Source organism: Yersinia thracica, from assembly GCF_902170565.1.
Classification (GTDB): Bacteria; Pseudomonadota; Gammaproteobacteria; order Enterobacterales; family Enterobacteriaceae; genus Yersinia; species Yersinia thracica.
This window is the reverse complement of the sequence record NZ_CABHXX010000121.1, coordinates 1-13,989: the sequence shown is the minus strand read 5'-3', so window position 1 is coordinate 13,989 and position 13,989 is coordinate 1. Positions and strand designations below refer to the sequence as shown.

The window sequence follows — 13,989 nt, the reverse complement described above, 5'->3', positions numbered from 1 at the left end:
TATATCGGCGATAAATTGCACAGCGAATGTTGATATCGTGCGGGAATGTGTAAAGATTTCGCCACGGACAAGCAATTGATTTACACTAAGTTAACTCATGATTTTGTTACCAAAGGGATTTTTTCCGTGAAAAAACATTACATAAAAATGAAGCAAGTCAAAACACTGGCGGCATTGGCTGTAGCTACCGCAGTTTGTATGCCAACCGCGATGGCGGGAACCTGGTCTGTGGGGGCATCAGCATTAGTCAGTCCTGACCCTTATCGTGGTAAGAATGACCGTGTCTACCCAGTACCTATCGTTTCTTATGAAAGTGATAATTTCTATTTCCGTACATTGGCGGCGGGTTATTACTTATGGAAAGATGATAATAACCGTTTGTCGATTGATGCTTATTACCTGCCGCTGCACTTTACGCCAGGTGATAGTGACGATCAGCAGATGAAAGCGCTGGATAAACGCCGCAGCACCATGATGGCTGGGATGTCATATTCTCATATTGAGGATTGGGGGACTATCCGTGCAATGTTCTCCGGTGACGTGCTGGATAACAGTGGCGGCTTTGTCGGCGATCTGGCCTATCTATATCGCTTCAGTGTTGATAGCTGGACTCTGACGCCGGGCGCAGGTGTGGCTTGGAACAGTGAAGACCAGAACAAGTATTACTATGGTGTGAGCCGTGGGGAGTCTGCCCGCAGTGGTTTGGCACAGTACAAGCCTAACGATAGCTGGTCACCGTATCTGGAATTGACGGCAAATTACAATATTAATCCAAACTGGAATGCTTTCTTTACTGGCCGTTATATCCATCTGGCAAATGAAGTGAAAAATAGCCCTATGGTAGATGCATCCTGGACAGGGGTGTTGTGGACAGGGGTGACTTACACCTTCCGCTGATTTATCACGCACGCTATTTGAACAATAAAAAATGAGGTCAGTGACAAAGCTGCTGATAGCTCAGTGAATGAAAGGTTTACCGCACCGATGGGCACTTCGGCGACTTTCGTCGCTACGACCCCAACGGCACGATTCCCTTTCATTTGACTTTGTCAACAGTCTGAAATGGGGCATAAAGCCCCATTTTTGTATCTGCAATATAGACCGTTCTTAAGAATTTTTACGGCTACGGAGGGTCATGGCGAGGCGAGCAGGAGAATCGGGTGTCGCAACCAAAGGTTTATTGACACGCGCAGTTTCGACACAAACCATGGTTTTATAGCCATCATTTGGCATATCAACCATGCTGGTGGACAGCTCAGGGCCTGGATTCCAGGCAACCACATCACTTTGATGATGATGATGTACTTCAATAGTTCGTTTCAGCGCGGCATCTTTTATCAAGCTGTAAGCTTCTGGCTGGGTATAAATACGGTCAGTCTGGCCATTAAACACTAAATCGCCTTGTTGAGTGGCATCAGCTACTTTCAGCACTTTATCAAGATATTTTTCGCCTAAGCCACTGATCTTAATCTGGCTGATATCGCCAATCTGGAAATAGGTATGTAACGCAGCAACTGCTTCGTAATCGCCGTGCGATTCTAATTCCATTTCACATTCTTCGCCCAGCTTGAAGCGGGCAATCAAAGTGAATGGATGTGGCCAGAATTGACGGGATGCATCACTGTCTTCCAGTGTGAAAGTCAGGATGACCCCATTTTCATTCTCATCATGGGCGCTAAGTGTCCATGGCAGTAAACGAGCAAAACCATGAGAAGGCTGCGCTGATGGGCCAAACCAAGGCCAACAAATTGGTACACCACCACGAATAGCAACACCGTCTTTAAATGGCGTGTTATTGCTCAGCCAGATAACAGGTTGTTCACCGCTCGGCTGGTAAGCCAATAAATGAGCACCTTGCAAGCTAACAGCGGCACGTACTTTGGGATGAGAAACGACCACAATTGGCAGATCATCCAACTGACGCTGACTGATGTAAGGTGAAATTTGTTCAACAACAGGTAGGGTGAAGACTTTCTCGTTCATTCGTTTGGCCTTATGAGAAAAGGGGCTGGAGATCCATTGAACTTCAGACTTTCGATAATATCACAGGCTTTAAATCTTGCAGCAAATCAACGATAAAGTAGTAGCGTATCATTGATATTGCGCAACTTTTTATATATCCGCCGTACATGCAAGCTGCATGTGTATTGGTTTATCAATGACGGACAATAAAAAAGCCACCCGAGGGTGGCCTTTGGTCGAAATCTATATTCTAGATATCAATCCATTATTTGGAGATGTGAGAGATCAAATCCAGAACTTTGTTTGAGTAGCCAGTTTCGTTATCGTACCAAGAAACCAGTTTCACAAAGTTGTCATTCAACGCGATACCGGCTTTAGCATCGAATACTGAAGTCAGTTTTTCGCCGTTGAAATCGGTAGAAACAACGTCGTCTTCGGTGTAACCCAGAACGCCTTTCAGCTCGCCTTCTGAAGCTGCTTTGATTGCAGCACAGATTTCTTTGTAAGAAGCGGGTTTTTCCAGACGTGCAGTCAAGTCAACAACTGAAACGTTAGGAGTAGGAACGCGGAACGCCATACCGGTCAGTTTGCCGTTCAGTGCTGGGATAACTTTACCCACTGCTTTAGCAGCACCGGTAGAAGAAGGGATGATGTTCTGGGATGCGCCGCGGCCGCCGCGCCAATCTTTGTGAGACGGGCCATCAACAGTTTTTTGAGTTGCAGTAGTTGCATGCACAGTGGTCATCAGCGCTTCAACGATGCCGAACTTGTCGTTGATAACTTTAGCCAGTGGAGCCAGGCAGTTAGTGGTACAAGAAGCGTTAGAAACGATTTCCTGACCTGCGTATTCTTTGTGGTTAACGCCCATAACGAACATTGGGGTGTCATCTTTAGACGGGCCAGTCAGAACAACTTTCTTCGCGCCAGCAGCGATGTGCTTACGTGCAGTTTCGTCGGTCAGGAACAGGCCAGTTGCTTCAGCAACAACGTCAACGTTGACTTCGTTCCACTTCAGGTTAGCCGGATCTCTCTCTGCGGTAACACGGATGGTTTTACCGTTAACAACCAGATGGCCGTCTTTTACTTCTACAGTACCGTCGAAACGACCGTGGGTAGAGTCGTATTTCAGCATGTACGCCATGTATTCAGCGTCCAACAGGTCGTTGATTGCAACGATCTCGATGTCAGAACGTTCCTGAGCAGCACGGAAAACAATGCGACCGATACGGCCAAAACCGTTGATACCTACTTTGATAGTCATATATTCCACCAGCTATTTGTTAGTGAATAAAAGGTTGGTTGTAAAATTACAAAAACCTTACCGAGCGTCAAGCGGAATCGTGTCAATTATTGCTACAAATCAAACCAAGTGCGTTAGATCGAACATTAATCACGCGTTTCCAGATACGATTAGCCTCATTTTTATGTTGGGGCGAATTATTCAGTTTAAAGTGAAAATCAGTAATATTTGCGATTTTTATCACATTTACACTGATGCCACTTCGATGGCATACAGTTTAGGACAATTTTAACTGCTTTGTTGTTAATTTTTTGTTATTATTAGACGTTGTTTTCGTTGACTTTATTCCCTGCCAGAGAACCGCACAAATGGCTAAAGAACTGAACCCTACAGAAAATATTGAGAAACTGACCGATATTCAGCGGCATGTCACCCAACAGCGGGGGACAGAAGCGCCTTTTAGTGGAAAATTGCTGCATAATAAGCGTGAGGGTATCTACCAATGCTTGTGCTGTCACCAGCCGCTTTTTATCTCCGAGTCCAAGTTTGATTCCGGCTGTGGTTGGCCGAGTTTTTATCAGCCGCTTGATGCAGAATCTATCCGCTATATTGATGATTATTCTCATAATATGCACCGTGTTGAGATCCGTTGTGGTCATTGTGATGCGCACTTGGGGCATGTTTTCCCTGATGGCCCACAACCTACCGGCGAGCGCTATTGCGTGAACTCGGCATCACTGAATTTTGTTGATGATCAAAATGGTGAACAAACCGCAGGGTAAATACGTATTTTTTGTTCCCATTTTAGCTGTGAAAAATCGATTCAGCTTATTATTCGTTTACTGAGGATGCTCTGATGGAGCTTGAAGATCTGATTTCAGTGATGACGCCTGAAATTTACCAGCGTTTAATGCAAGCCGTTGAATTAGGTAAATGGCCGGATGGTGTGGTACTGACACCGGAACAGAAAGAGAACAGCCTGCAAATGGTCATGCTGTGGCAAGCGCGTCATAATAAGGATGCGCAGCATATGAGCATCGGCACCGATGGCCAGATAGTGATGAAAACCAAGCAAGAGCTGAAGCAGCAATTCAGCCAGCCGACACTGGTCAAATTAAAGCCCGAGTGATGACTAAGGCAAGCCAGGTTGGATGCACAATTTAAGTTGCCGGTTCAAACGGAGCCACATTCGGCTCCGTTGATGTTGATACCCGTCAACCAGCCAGTGCTTTTATTTCAGCCATAAACTGCTCCAACGACTGTATGTTTGCTCCTGCTGCATTCATCGCATCAAGAGCTTGTTGGCTGTCTTGTGGTTGCAGATTGACCCCACGGCAACCCTCACGGATGACTGATATTTTATAACTTAATGTCAATGCATCCAACACGGTGTATTTCACACAGTAATCTGTTGCTAACCCCATAATGAACAAATGGTCAATTTCCTGCTGACGTAGCCAATCGTCCAGTGGCGTTTTTGCTCGCCGACCATTGTCGAAAAAGGCGCTGTAGCTGTCGATATCTGGATCCTGGCCCTTACGAAAAATATCGGTAATCGCCTGTTGATTTAACTGCGGATGCAAAGCCGCGCCAGAGGTATTTTGGACACAATGTACTGGCCACCACACTTGGGTTAATCCCGCCAAATCGCCGACAGTCCAGGGTTCAGCCTGTGAATTAACGGCAAAACTCCGGTGCCCGGCAGGGTGCCAATCCTGACTGGCGATGACCGGTATTTTGTGTCTCAGACAGGTGGCAATGGCCTCATTAGCAATGGCAATCACTGCATCACCCTCGGCAACCGCCAGCGCACCACCGGGACAAAAATCATTTTGCAAATCAATTAAGAGCAGTGCGCTATTCATTTACATTCCACCAAATCAGTTAGTTTCAGTCAGTTCGCCGCGCAGGTTTTGTTGCATCAACCGGCGAATCTCTTCGGGGGACAGAGATTGGCTTAATAAATAATGCAATTTGGTCAGTGCCGCTTCCACCGTCATATCAAAGCCACTGATAACACCGGCGTGCGCCAACGCATTCCCGGTTGCATATCCGTCCATATTGACTCTGCCAGAAATACATTGTGTCAGATTCATCACCACAATACCGCGGTCGCTGGCATTTTTTAACTCATCCAATAACTCGGCTTTTTGTGGCGCATTACCCACACCATAGGATCGCAAAATAAGCGCTTTTACCGGTTGCAACAGGAAGTTGCGCACTACCGCCCCGGATATTCCAGGATAAATAGTGACGACCCCAATGGGTTGAGGTGTGATCTTGTGAACAATCAATGGGCCGTTAACAACCGGAGATTCAACTGCGGCCATCCGGCGAATATGAATCCCAGCCTCAAGCAACACGGACAGATTAGGCGAAGCAAAAGCATCAAATCCATCAGCATGCGCTTTGGTGGTGCGGTTACCGCGAAAAAGTTTGTTATTAAAGAACAAACTAACTTCATTCACCGGGTGATTGGCAGCAAGATAGAGCGCGTTGAGTAAGTTGGTCTGCCCGTCAGAACGCAACTCGGCCAAAGGAATTTGCGAACCGGTAACAATCACCGGTTTAGCTAAATTTTCCAACATAAAAGAGAGGGCGGAGGCCGTAAATGCCATGGTGTCGGTGCCGTGCAAAATAACAAAGCCATCATATAAATCGTAATTTTGCTGAATATCATTGGCAATATGCTGCCAGTCCTCCGGTGTCATATCCGAAGAATCAATTAATGGGGCATATTCATGGATAGTAAAATCTGGCATCTCGGGCCGATGGAACTCCGGCATAAGCGCAAGTTGGCGCTGTAGATGGCCGGAAACAGGAATGTATCCATTATCCGAGCGCTGCATACCAATAGTCCCGCCAGTATAGGCGACATAAATAGATTTCTTCTGCATGAGTTATATGCCTAAAAAATAGTACAAAATGAGATAGATGAATTATAGGGAGACTGGCGAGGAAAAAAAGCCCGGCAGGTGCCGGGCGGAGTATTTATCTACTATATCCATCGTAAATTGAAGTTGCAGCGGTGTTAGCTGCACTTACTCGCCCGAATCACTGACCTGAGTCAGCTCATCGGGACTTACTCGTTTGCTGCCTACCCGCAACACCAATTACTTTGGATACCTTTGAGTAATTCACTAGCGCACATCACCGCATGTCAGACATAAAACATAGCGATTCTGCGGGTCATTGAGTGTGTTCAATAAGCCAGGCTGATCTTTCACTGCTTGCGCCATCGCGGAAATAGGCGCGGGCAACCAGGCTTGAATTGCAGCAGGTAACATCGCCTGTACTGATGCGCTCATTTGACCGAAAATCAAATCACTGAGGCTAGGTTCATCAACAAACCAGTTCAGTTGCCAGGTTTTCAGTTGTGCTAGTTCAGCCACTTTCTTAACCGCGTCATCAAAGTCACCCAGTTGATCTACCAGACCATTATTTTTAGCATCCAATCCAATCCACACATGGCCCTGCGCGATTTGGTCAACTTGCTCTGGCGTTTTGTGGCGGGCGGCTGCGACCAAATCAATAAAGGTTTTATAGCCATTTTCGATATTGATTTGCATCATCTGAGAGAACTCAGGCGGCAAGTCTTTGGTCACAGAAATATTCGCCAGTGGTGAAGTCGCGACACCGTCGGTATGCACGCCAATGCTTTCCAGTGTGTTTTGGAAAGTATTAATCACCCCGAAAATACCAATCGAGCCGGTCAAAGTGCTTGGGTTAGCGATGATATAGTTTGCAGGGGTTGAGATCCAATACCCACCGGAGGCCGCCATACCACCCATTGATACCACCAATGGTTTATTGGCTGCACGTAACGCCGCTAATTCAGAGCGAATCAGTTCAGAGGCGCTCACGCTACCGCCTGGGCTGTTTACCCGCAAGATAACAGCTTTGATTTTTGGATCTAAGCGCGCCTGACGAATTTGCGCCGCCAGAGCATCACCGCCGACATTCCCAGGGGTCTGTGGGCCATCCATAATCGCGCCGTTAGCAAAGAGAACCGCTATCTGCTCACCTTGTTGTGGGGGTGGCGTCGGTTGGTAGTCATAAATGCTGACATAGTTGAAATCGTTACTTTTCTTATCCCAGCCAAAGGCTTTAACCAGTTCGTTTTCCACATCCGGACGTGTGGCTAATTGATCAACCAGTTTGCTCGCCAGTGCATATTGCGCCGGAGAACCGCCAGCGGCCTGCAAGCCACTGATAACACCCGCGGCCCCCGGGAACAATTGTTCTGGGGTTAATTGCCGGTTAGCGGAAACCGCCGTCAGATAATTTTGCCATAAACCGCCAATCCAGCGGCTGTCCGCTTCCCGTGCGGCCGGCGACATATCATCACGAATCATCGGCTCGACTGCCGATTTATAGGTGCCGACACGGAAGATATTGGTGGTAACTTTGAGTTTTTCCAGTAACGATTTGTAATACAGATTATTGCTGGCAAAACCATGCAGATCGACCGCCCCTTGCGGAGACAGATAGATCTTATTGGCAAAGCTGGCTAAATAATATTGAGTTTGATTATAGCTATCGCCAATAGCGTAAATGGGTTTGCCCGAATCACGGAATTCCCGCAGTGCTTTCCCAATATATTGTAGCGAGGGCTGATCAGCACCGGTAAAGTCACTCAGTGATAACACCAAGCCAGTAATATTGTTATCAGCCTTCGCCAGACGAATGGTTTCGACCAAATCAAACAGGGAATTTTCCTGTAGACGATTGCTCGATGCGCCTAAGAACTCACGCCCTAATTGACGCAGTTTATTATTAACCGCAGGCTGATCGACCACGACACCACTTAAGTTCACTAACAGTGCGCCTTTAACTGGCTCTGTCGGCTTACTTTGGAACTGAAGGTAAACACCGACACCGACCAAAATCAGCAGTATCAGGAAAAGATTTAGAATAAACTCTCTGGCAAAATTCAGCAGACGCCAGGTCCACTTGAAAAAACCAGCAATAATTCGCCACAAAGTGCGCATGTTATCTCCAACAAAACCGAGCAAGTACAGTTATCCTAATGACCTGAAGAACAAAAGTCAGCTTTAAATCATCGAGAAGCTTAGCTAATAGGTCAGCACTGGTAACAAAACGACAACTTATGCTACCTTGCTGAAAATGAAAATCGTTATCAGGAGGAAATGATGGATGCATTGGAACTGTTACTTAATCGCCGCTCGGCTTCGCGCTTAGCCGCTCCAGCCCCAGCCGGCGAGGTATTAGACCACATTATTCATGCAGGAATGCGGGCGCCCGATCATGGCACACTCCAGCCATGGCGCTTTGTTTTAATCCAAGATAAAGGGCTGGAGCGTTTTAGCCAATTGCTACAGAATGCGGTCATGCAAGATGGCTCTGATGATACGGTGTTGGAGAAAGCAAGACTGGCACCTTTTCGCGCGCCTTTGATTATTACTGTTATTGCCCATGTGACAGAAAACCCTAAAGTCCCTAATTGGGAACAAGTCGTTTCTGCCGGTTGTGCAGTGCAAGCGATGCAGATGGCGGCTCTGGCTCAAGGGTTTAATGGTATTTGGCGCACCGGCTCCTGGACGCACCATCCTGTTGTTCGTCAGGGATTTGCTTGCCGTGAACAAGATGAAATCGTCGGTTTTCTGTATTTGGGGACACCGCAGCTGAAATCAGCGACCAAAGTGACACCGCCAGACTACTCAACTTTTGTTCACTATTTCTGAAATAGCGACACTATTTCTCCCGCGAGATTGCGCAGCCTGTCGCTTTTATCGGCAATAAGCTGCGTTTTCGCCCGCTTTGTGACCAACCTATCTGCCCGACGGCGGCTCTCTACTTACTAAGCTAAGCTATAGGCGCTACCATAGACACCATGGATGCATATACCCGTCATACTTCAAGTTCCATGTGTGTTGGCTACGTTCAATTACTCGAATCACTTACTCATGTAAGCTCATCGGGTTCTCTCGCTTGCCGCCTTCCTGTAACTCGAATTATTTAGGGTATATATATCTTTAAACTGGTTATTACTGAATCATCAGATGGGAGAGTGCCATGACATCGCCAGCGATACGTCTTACTCAATACAGCCACGGAGCGGGTTGCGGCTGCAAAATTTCACCCAAAGTTTTGGATAAAATTTTACATTCGGAGCAGGAAAAATTCCTCGATCCTCGCCTGCTGGTGGGCAATGAGACCCGTGATGATGCTGCCGTTTATGATATTGGTAATGGGGTCGGTATTATCAGCACCACCGACTTTTTTATGCCGATCGTCGACGAGCCCTTTGATTTCGGGCGCATTGCCGCGACTAATGCCATCAGTGATATTTATGCCATGGGCGGCAAACCTATTATGGCTATTGCGATTTTGGGGTGGCCGATTGATAAACTGGCCCCCGAAGTTGCCCAACAAGTCATTGAAGGCGGGCGATATGTCTGCCAACAGGCGGGGATTTCGCTCGCAGGTGGGCACTCCATTGATGCACCTGAGCCTATTTTCGGCTTGGCTGTCACAGGTATTGTCGGCACTGATCACGTAAAGAAAAACAGTGCCGCCAAAGCAAGCTGTAAACTGTTTCTCACCAAACCCTTGGGGATTGGCATCCTAACCACTGCTGAGAAAAAAAGCCAATTACGGCCAGAACATCAAGGAGTTGCAACCGAAACCATGTGCCAGCTGAATAAGTCTGGCGCTGATTTTGCGCATGTTCCCGGGGTCACAGCCATGACAGATGTGACTGGGTTCGGCCTGCTGGGCCATTTAAGTGAGATTTGTCAGGGGTCGGGTGTTCAGGCGACATTACATTTTTCGGCTATCCCGCGTTTACCGGCGGTTGAAGAGTATATTGCGGCGGGTTGTGTTCCGGGGGGAACCGGTCGCAACTTTGACAGTTATGGTCATCTGATTGGCAAAATGTCCGATTTACAGAAGAGTTTACTCTGTGACCCGCAGACATCCGGTGGCTTGCTGTTAGCGGTCTTACCAGAAGCTGAAGCGCAAGTACATGAAATCGCAGCTCGACATGGCCTGGTGCTCAGTGCTATTGGCGAGTTAGCTCCGGTGGATAGCAGCCGAGCGCTGATTGAGATAACAGAATGATTTTTTCTTTGTTGCCCTTTTTTTTGATGTATTCGCGCGGTAAATGATGCGACTTTTTATTGCCGAAAAGCCCAGTCTGGCACGGGCGATAGCGGATATTTTGCCAAAACCGCATCGTCGGGGTGATGGATTCATTGCCTGTGGTAATGATCAAATGGTGACCTGGTGTGTTGGCCATTTGCTGGAACAAGCTCAACCCGATGCTTACGATAGCCGCTATGCGCGTTGGTCATTAGCGGATTTACCGATTATTCCTGAAAAATGGCGATTACAGCCGCGCCCCTCGGTGAGTAAACAATTGAATGTTATCAAACAATTGTTGCAACAAGCTGATGAAGTCGTTCATGCGGGTGACCCTGACCGCGAAGGTCAACTTTTAGTTGATGAAGTCTTGGATTACCTTGATTTAGCGGCAGAAAAGCGGCAAAACGTCCGCCGTTGTTTAATTAATGACTTAAACCCGCAGGCTGTGGTGCGTGCTGTAGAACGTTTGCGTTACAACCGTGAGTTTATCCCGCTTTGTGTTTCAGCATTGGCACGAGCCAGAGCCGACTGGCTATATGGCATCAATATGACTCGCGCCTATACTATTCTTGGGCGCAATGCGGGCTATGATGGCGTGCTGTCGGTTGGTCGTGTGCAGACGCCGGTATTAGGGTTAGTAGTGCGCCGCGATGAAGAAATTGAAGATTTTGTCGCTAAAGATTTTTTTGAGGTCAAAGCCCATATCGTCACGCCAGCTGATGAGCGTTTTGTGGCGTTATGGCAACCGAGTGATTCTTGTGAATCCTATCAAGATGAAGAAGGGCGCTTGTTACATCGCCCACTGGCAGAACACGTTGTTAACCGCATAACGGGTCAGCCAGCTGTTGTGACCTCCTATAATGATAAACGGGAATCAGAAACTGCTCCGTTGCCATTCTCCCTTTCTACTTTGCAAATTGAGGCGGCAAAACGGTTCGGCTTGAGCGCGCAACAAGTGCTGGATATTTGCCAGCGATTATATGAAACGCACAAATTGATTACATATCCGCGCTCGGATTGCCGATATCTACCAGAAGAACATTTTGCTGGACGTCATTCAGTGCTCAATGCTATCAGTATCCATCAAGCTGATCTTTTGCCGCTGGAAGTCATGGACAGTGACCGGCGTAATCGCTGTTGGGATGACAAAAAAGTCGATGCTCACCACGCGATCATTCCAACAGCCCGCGTCAGCAAAGTGAATTTGACGACTGATGAGAGCAAAGTTTACCGATTAGTCGCGCAGCAATATTTAATGCAATTTTGCCCTGATGCGCAATTTCGTAAATGTGTTATTGAACTGGATATTGCGGGCGGTAAGTTTATCGCCAAAGCTCGTTTTCTGGCGGAGGCGGGTTGGCGTACCTTGCTCGGCAGTAAAGAGCGGGATGAAGAGAATGAGGGCGCGCCATTGCCGGTGGTTGAGAAAGGCGCTGAATTACTGTGTGAACGTGGAGAAGTTGTTGAACGGCAGACTCAGCCGCCGCGGCCATTTACTGATGCCAGTTTGTTATCTGCCATGACCGGCATTGCCCGTTTTGTGCAGGATAAAGAACTGAAAAAAGTATTACGCGCTACCGATGGTTTGGGAACGGAAGCCACACGAGCAGGGATTATTGAACTACTGTTCAAACGAACTTTTTTGTTTAAAAAAGGCCGTTATATCCATGCCAGCCCGGCAGGACGAGCATTAATTCATGCATTACCCGATATCGCCGCTCGGCCCGATATGACGGCTCATTGGGAATCAACACTGACACAAATCAGTGAAAAAAACTGTCGCTATCAGGATTTTATGCAGCCGCTGGTGGCCACATTGCAGGATTTAATTAGTCAGGCAAAACAAAATAGGTCGCCTCAGGTTTTTCGTGGGTTGCCAGCCGCTCCTACAGGGGCGATAAAGAAACGTAAGAAAACGCCGACCAAAACCAAGGAGACTAAGTCATGAGAATATGGGTAATGCTAGGGTGCATGGGGGTTGCCACACTTATTTCTGGTCAGGTTTTGGCAAACCGGAATAATGTTGATGTCGTCGTTCCTTTACCTCCCGAAGTGTGGAATAACTCAGCAAATCGCAACAGTAATCCGTGTACCCGTTGCTGTATTTATCAAAATCAAAACTATTCGGAAGGTGCGGTATTGCGGGTTGAAGGCGAAGTTTTACAATGTGTGCGGGATCCTAATGTAATTGGAACTAATCCATTGATCTGGAAAAGATTAACCCGATAAGTGATGACTGTTTTTGGCGGATAAAAGCCTCTAATAATGGAATGTCGGCGGGTGCCAGAGGGTAGTTATGAACCTCCTCTGGCATTAGCCAGGCGAGGGCTGAGTGGCAATGTAAAACAGGGTCACCACAGAAGCTTTCAATGTGCCAGGCATGCAGTCGGATGGTGCCTTTTGGTGAATCCCACTGATTGGTCGCAATATATCCGGCTATCGTCACGTCAATATTTAACTCTTCGGCAAGTTCGCGTATCAATGCTTGCAGTTGGCTTTCTCCAGCCTCGACTTTCCCGCCAGGGAATTCCCATAAACCCGCCTGATCGCGATGTGAATCTCGTTGTGCCAATAAAATCTTACCGTTTCGTTCAATAATTGCCGCGACGACATCAATCATTTTTATTTGCCTGGCTACAGTGGTTTATTTATTTCGTTTAGAAGTCGCCCTATAAACAAATAGGGCATAGCAAAATCTGCCATTATTAGAGTGCGAATTCAGACCATACTGGGGCGTGATCCGAAGGTTTTTCCATGCTTCTAATATCGTAATCAATCCCTGTGGCAATGCAGCGAGCTGCCAGAGGGTGGCTTGCCAGCAATAAATCTATGCGTAAGCCTCTATTCTCGTCAAAACCACGCGAACGGTAATCAAACCATGAAAATTGGTCGTTACAATCAGGGTTTGCTGCACGGAATGTATCTACCAGCCCCCAATTTTGTAAACGCTCCAGCCATGCACGTTCTTCAGGCAGGAATGAACACTTGCCTGTACGCAACCAGCGCTTGCGGCTCTCTTCGCCAATACCAATATCCAGATCTGTTGGGCTGATATTGACATCTCCCATAATCAGTACTTGGGCATCAGATGACAGTTGTTGTTCCAAATACTGCTGCAAGTCAGCATAAAAACGCTCTTTAGCAGGAAACTTTATGGGATGGTCACGGCTTTCCCCTTGAGGGAAATAGCCATTAATCACGGTTAAAGGACCTTGCGGTGTCGCAATGTCAGCCATAATAATACGGCGTTGTGCATCTTCTTCATCGGTAGGAAAGCCACGTCGCACGGCCAAGGGTTCATTCTTGGTTAACAATGCAACGCCGTAATGGCCTTTTTGTCCATGATAAAATACGTGATAACCATGCTGACTGACTTCTTCAAGCGGAAACATATCATCATGCACTTTTGTTTCTTGAAGCCCAATAACATCGGGTTGATGTTGTTCGATTATTGCAGCCAGTTGATGTGGTCGAGCACGTAGGCCATTGATATTAAAAGAGACAAACTTCATGGTCAGCACCGTATGTTCGCTAGAAATGATTCCGAATATTAGCAGATACCGAATAAAAATGTAATCCATAATAAGAGAATAACTTATAGACTATTATAAAAAGTAGATAATCAAACACCACTGAGAGAAAAGAAACTATAAAAATTAGATTACTGATTTCATATAATG

At 47.0% G+C, this 13,989-nt stretch carries 14 protein-coding genes; 7 read left to right on the top strand and 7 right to left on the bottom strand.

Translation table 11 applies throughout. The annotated features are described in order from the left end of the window. Nucleotides 1-147 precede the first annotated feature (147 nt). Nucleotides 148-897, top strand: a complete 750-nt coding sequence (locus tag FTA91_RS16730; RefSeq protein WP_408065630.1) for a MipA/OmpV family protein — start codon at nucleotides 148-150, stop codon at nucleotides 895-897. 210 nt (nucleotides 898-1,107) lie between these two features. Here FTA91_RS16730 and FTA91_RS16725 read toward each other — a convergent pair whose 3' ends face one another. Beyond that, the gene (locus FTA91_RS16725; RefSeq protein ID WP_050113536.1) at nucleotides 1,108-1,983 is read right to left on the bottom strand and encodes a D-hexose-6-phosphate mutarotase; all 876 of its coding nucleotides are present in this window, start codon (nucleotides 1,981-1,983) and stop codon (nucleotides 1,108-1,110) included. Nucleotides 1,984-2,227: 244 nt separating this feature from the next. Next, the gene (gene gapA, locus FTA91_RS16720; protein WP_032819960.1) at nucleotides 2,228-3,223 is read right to left on the bottom strand and encodes a glyceraldehyde-3-phosphate dehydrogenase; all 996 of its coding nucleotides are present in this window, start codon (nucleotides 3,221-3,223) and stop codon (nucleotides 2,228-2,230) included. A gap of 347 nt (nucleotides 3,224-3,570) precedes the next feature. Here gapA and msrB point away from each other — a divergent pair, with 347 nt between their 5' ends. Both msrB and FTA91_RS16710 read left to right on the top strand, forming a co-directional pair. Beyond that, a complete protein-coding gene (gene msrB, locus FTA91_RS16715; RefSeq protein ID WP_038633268.1) occupies nucleotides 3,571-3,984 on the top strand; it encodes a peptide-methionine (R)-S-oxide reductase MsrB in 414 nt (137 codons plus the stop codon). Nucleotides 3,985-4,058: 74 nt separating this feature from the next. Beyond that, complete coding sequence (locus FTA91_RS16710; protein WP_050113537.1) at nucleotides 4,059-4,331, top strand: YeaC family protein; 273 nt, start codon at nucleotides 4,059-4,061, stop codon at nucleotides 4,329-4,331. A gap of 85 nt (nucleotides 4,332-4,416) precedes the next feature. On the opposite strand, the gene pncA is transcribed toward FTA91_RS16710, so the two are convergent. From pncA to sppA, 3 genes are all read right to left on the bottom strand, one after another. Continuing rightward, nucleotides 4,417-5,067, bottom strand: a complete 651-nt coding sequence (gene pncA, locus FTA91_RS16705; RefSeq protein WP_145583647.1) for a bifunctional nicotinamidase/pyrazinamidase — start codon at nucleotides 5,065-5,067, stop codon at nucleotides 4,417-4,419. 15 nt (nucleotides 5,068-5,082) lie between these two features. Next, nucleotides 5,083-6,099: an asparaginase gene (ansA, locus tag FTA91_RS16700; protein WP_050113539.1), complete on the bottom strand. Its 1,017-nt coding sequence runs from the start codon at nucleotides 6,097-6,099 to the stop codon at nucleotides 5,083-5,085. A gap of 243 nt (nucleotides 6,100-6,342) precedes the next feature. After that, a complete protein-coding gene (gene sppA / locus FTA91_RS16695) occupies nucleotides 6,343-8,193 on the bottom strand; it encodes a signal peptide peptidase SppA (RefSeq protein ID WP_050113540.1) in 1,851 nt (616 codons plus the stop codon). Nucleotides 8,194-8,355: 162 nt separating this feature from the next. On the opposite strand from sppA, the gene FTA91_RS16690 reads away from it, so the two are divergent. From FTA91_RS16690 to FTA91_RS16675, 4 genes are all read left to right on the top strand, one after another. After that, nucleotides 8,356-8,907, top strand: a complete 552-nt coding sequence (locus FTA91_RS16690; RefSeq protein ID WP_050113541.1) for an NAD(P)H nitroreductase — start codon at nucleotides 8,356-8,358, stop codon at nucleotides 8,905-8,907. 331 nt (nucleotides 8,908-9,238) lie between these two features. Next, nucleotides 9,239-10,285 (top strand): selenide, water dikinase SelD, encoded by a 1,047-nt coding sequence (gene selD / locus FTA91_RS16685; RefSeq protein WP_050113542.1) that lies wholly within the window; start codon nucleotides 9,239-9,241, stop codon nucleotides 10,283-10,285. Between the two features lie 46 nt (nucleotides 10,286-10,331). Then, nucleotides 10,332-12,257 (top strand): DNA topoisomerase III, encoded by a 1,926-nt coding sequence (locus FTA91_RS16680; protein WP_050113543.1) that lies wholly within the window; start codon nucleotides 10,332-10,334, stop codon nucleotides 12,255-12,257. Then, on the top strand, nucleotides 12,254-12,538 hold the full coding sequence (locus tag FTA91_RS16675; protein WP_050113544.1) for a DUF1496 domain-containing protein: 285 nt from the start codon (nucleotides 12,254-12,256) through the stop codon (nucleotides 12,536-12,538). The genes FTA91_RS16680 and FTA91_RS16675 overlap by 4 nt, the downstream gene beginning before the upstream one ends. On the opposite strand, the gene FTA91_RS16670 is transcribed toward FTA91_RS16675, so the two are convergent. Next, nucleotides 12,504-12,929 carry a pyrimidine (deoxy)nucleoside triphosphate diphosphatase gene (locus tag FTA91_RS16670; RefSeq protein WP_145535672.1) on the bottom strand — a complete coding sequence of 142 codons (426 nt, stop codon included), beginning with the start codon at nucleotides 12,927-12,929 and terminating at the stop codon, nucleotides 12,504-12,506. The genes FTA91_RS16675 and FTA91_RS16670 overlap by 35 nt on opposite strands. A gap of 85 nt (nucleotides 12,930-13,014) precedes the next feature. Continuing rightward, nucleotides 13,015-13,821 (bottom strand): exodeoxyribonuclease III, encoded by an 807-nt coding sequence (xthA, locus tag FTA91_RS16665; RefSeq protein ID WP_049556146.1) that lies wholly within the window; start codon nucleotides 13,819-13,821, stop codon nucleotides 13,015-13,017. Nucleotides 13,822-13,989 lie beyond the last annotated feature (168 nt).

Bases quoted from the DNA above. Each gene is read 5' to 3' on its own strand.
- xthA (WP_049556146.1), bottom strand. From the start codon at position 13,821: ATGAAGTTTGTCTCTTTTAATATCAATGGCCTACGTGCTCGACCACAT.
- FTA91_RS16710 (WP_050113537.1), top strand. From the start codon at position 4,059: ATGGAGCTTGAAGATCTGATTTCAGTGATGACGCCTGAAATTTACCAG.
- FTA91_RS16680 (WP_050113543.1), top strand. From the start codon at position 10,332: ATGCGACTTTTTATTGCCGAAAAGCCCAGTCTGGCACGGGCGATAGCG.
- ansA (WP_050113539.1), bottom strand. From the start codon at position 6,099: ATGCAGAAGAAATCTATTTATGTCGCCTATACTGGCGGGACTATTGGT.
- pncA (WP_145583647.1), bottom strand. From the start codon at position 5,067: ATGAATAGCGCACTGCTCTTAATTGATTTGCAAAATGATTTTTGTCCC.
- FTA91_RS16670 (WP_145535672.1), bottom strand. From the start codon at position 12,929: ATGATTGATGTCGTCGCGGCAATTATTGAACGAAACGGTAAGATTTTA.
- selD (WP_050113542.1), top strand. From the start codon at position 9,239: ATGACATCGCCAGCGATACGTCTTACTCAATACAGCCACGGAGCGGGT.
- FTA91_RS16675 (WP_050113544.1), top strand. From the start codon at position 12,254: ATGAGAATATGGGTAATGCTAGGGTGCATGGGGGTTGCCACACTTATT.
- msrB (WP_038633268.1), top strand. From the start codon at position 3,571: ATGGCTAAAGAACTGAACCCTACAGAAAATATTGAGAAACTGACCGAT.
- FTA91_RS16725 (WP_050113536.1), bottom strand. From the start codon at position 1,983: ATGAACGAGAAAGTCTTCACCCTACCTGTTGTTGAACAAATTTCACCT.
- sppA (WP_050113540.1), bottom strand. From the start codon at position 8,193: ATGCGCACTTTGTGGCGAATTATTGCTGGTTTTTTCAAGTGGACCTGG.
- gapA (WP_032819960.1), bottom strand. From the start codon at position 3,223: ATGACTATCAAAGTAGGTATCAACGGTTTTGGCCGTATCGGTCGCATT.
- FTA91_RS16730 (WP_408065630.1), top strand. From the start codon at position 148: ATGAAGCAAGTCAAAACACTGGCGGCATTGGCTGTAGCTACCGCAGTT.
- FTA91_RS16690 (WP_050113541.1), top strand. From the start codon at position 8,356: ATGGATGCATTGGAACTGTTACTTAATCGCCGCTCGGCTTCGCGCTTA.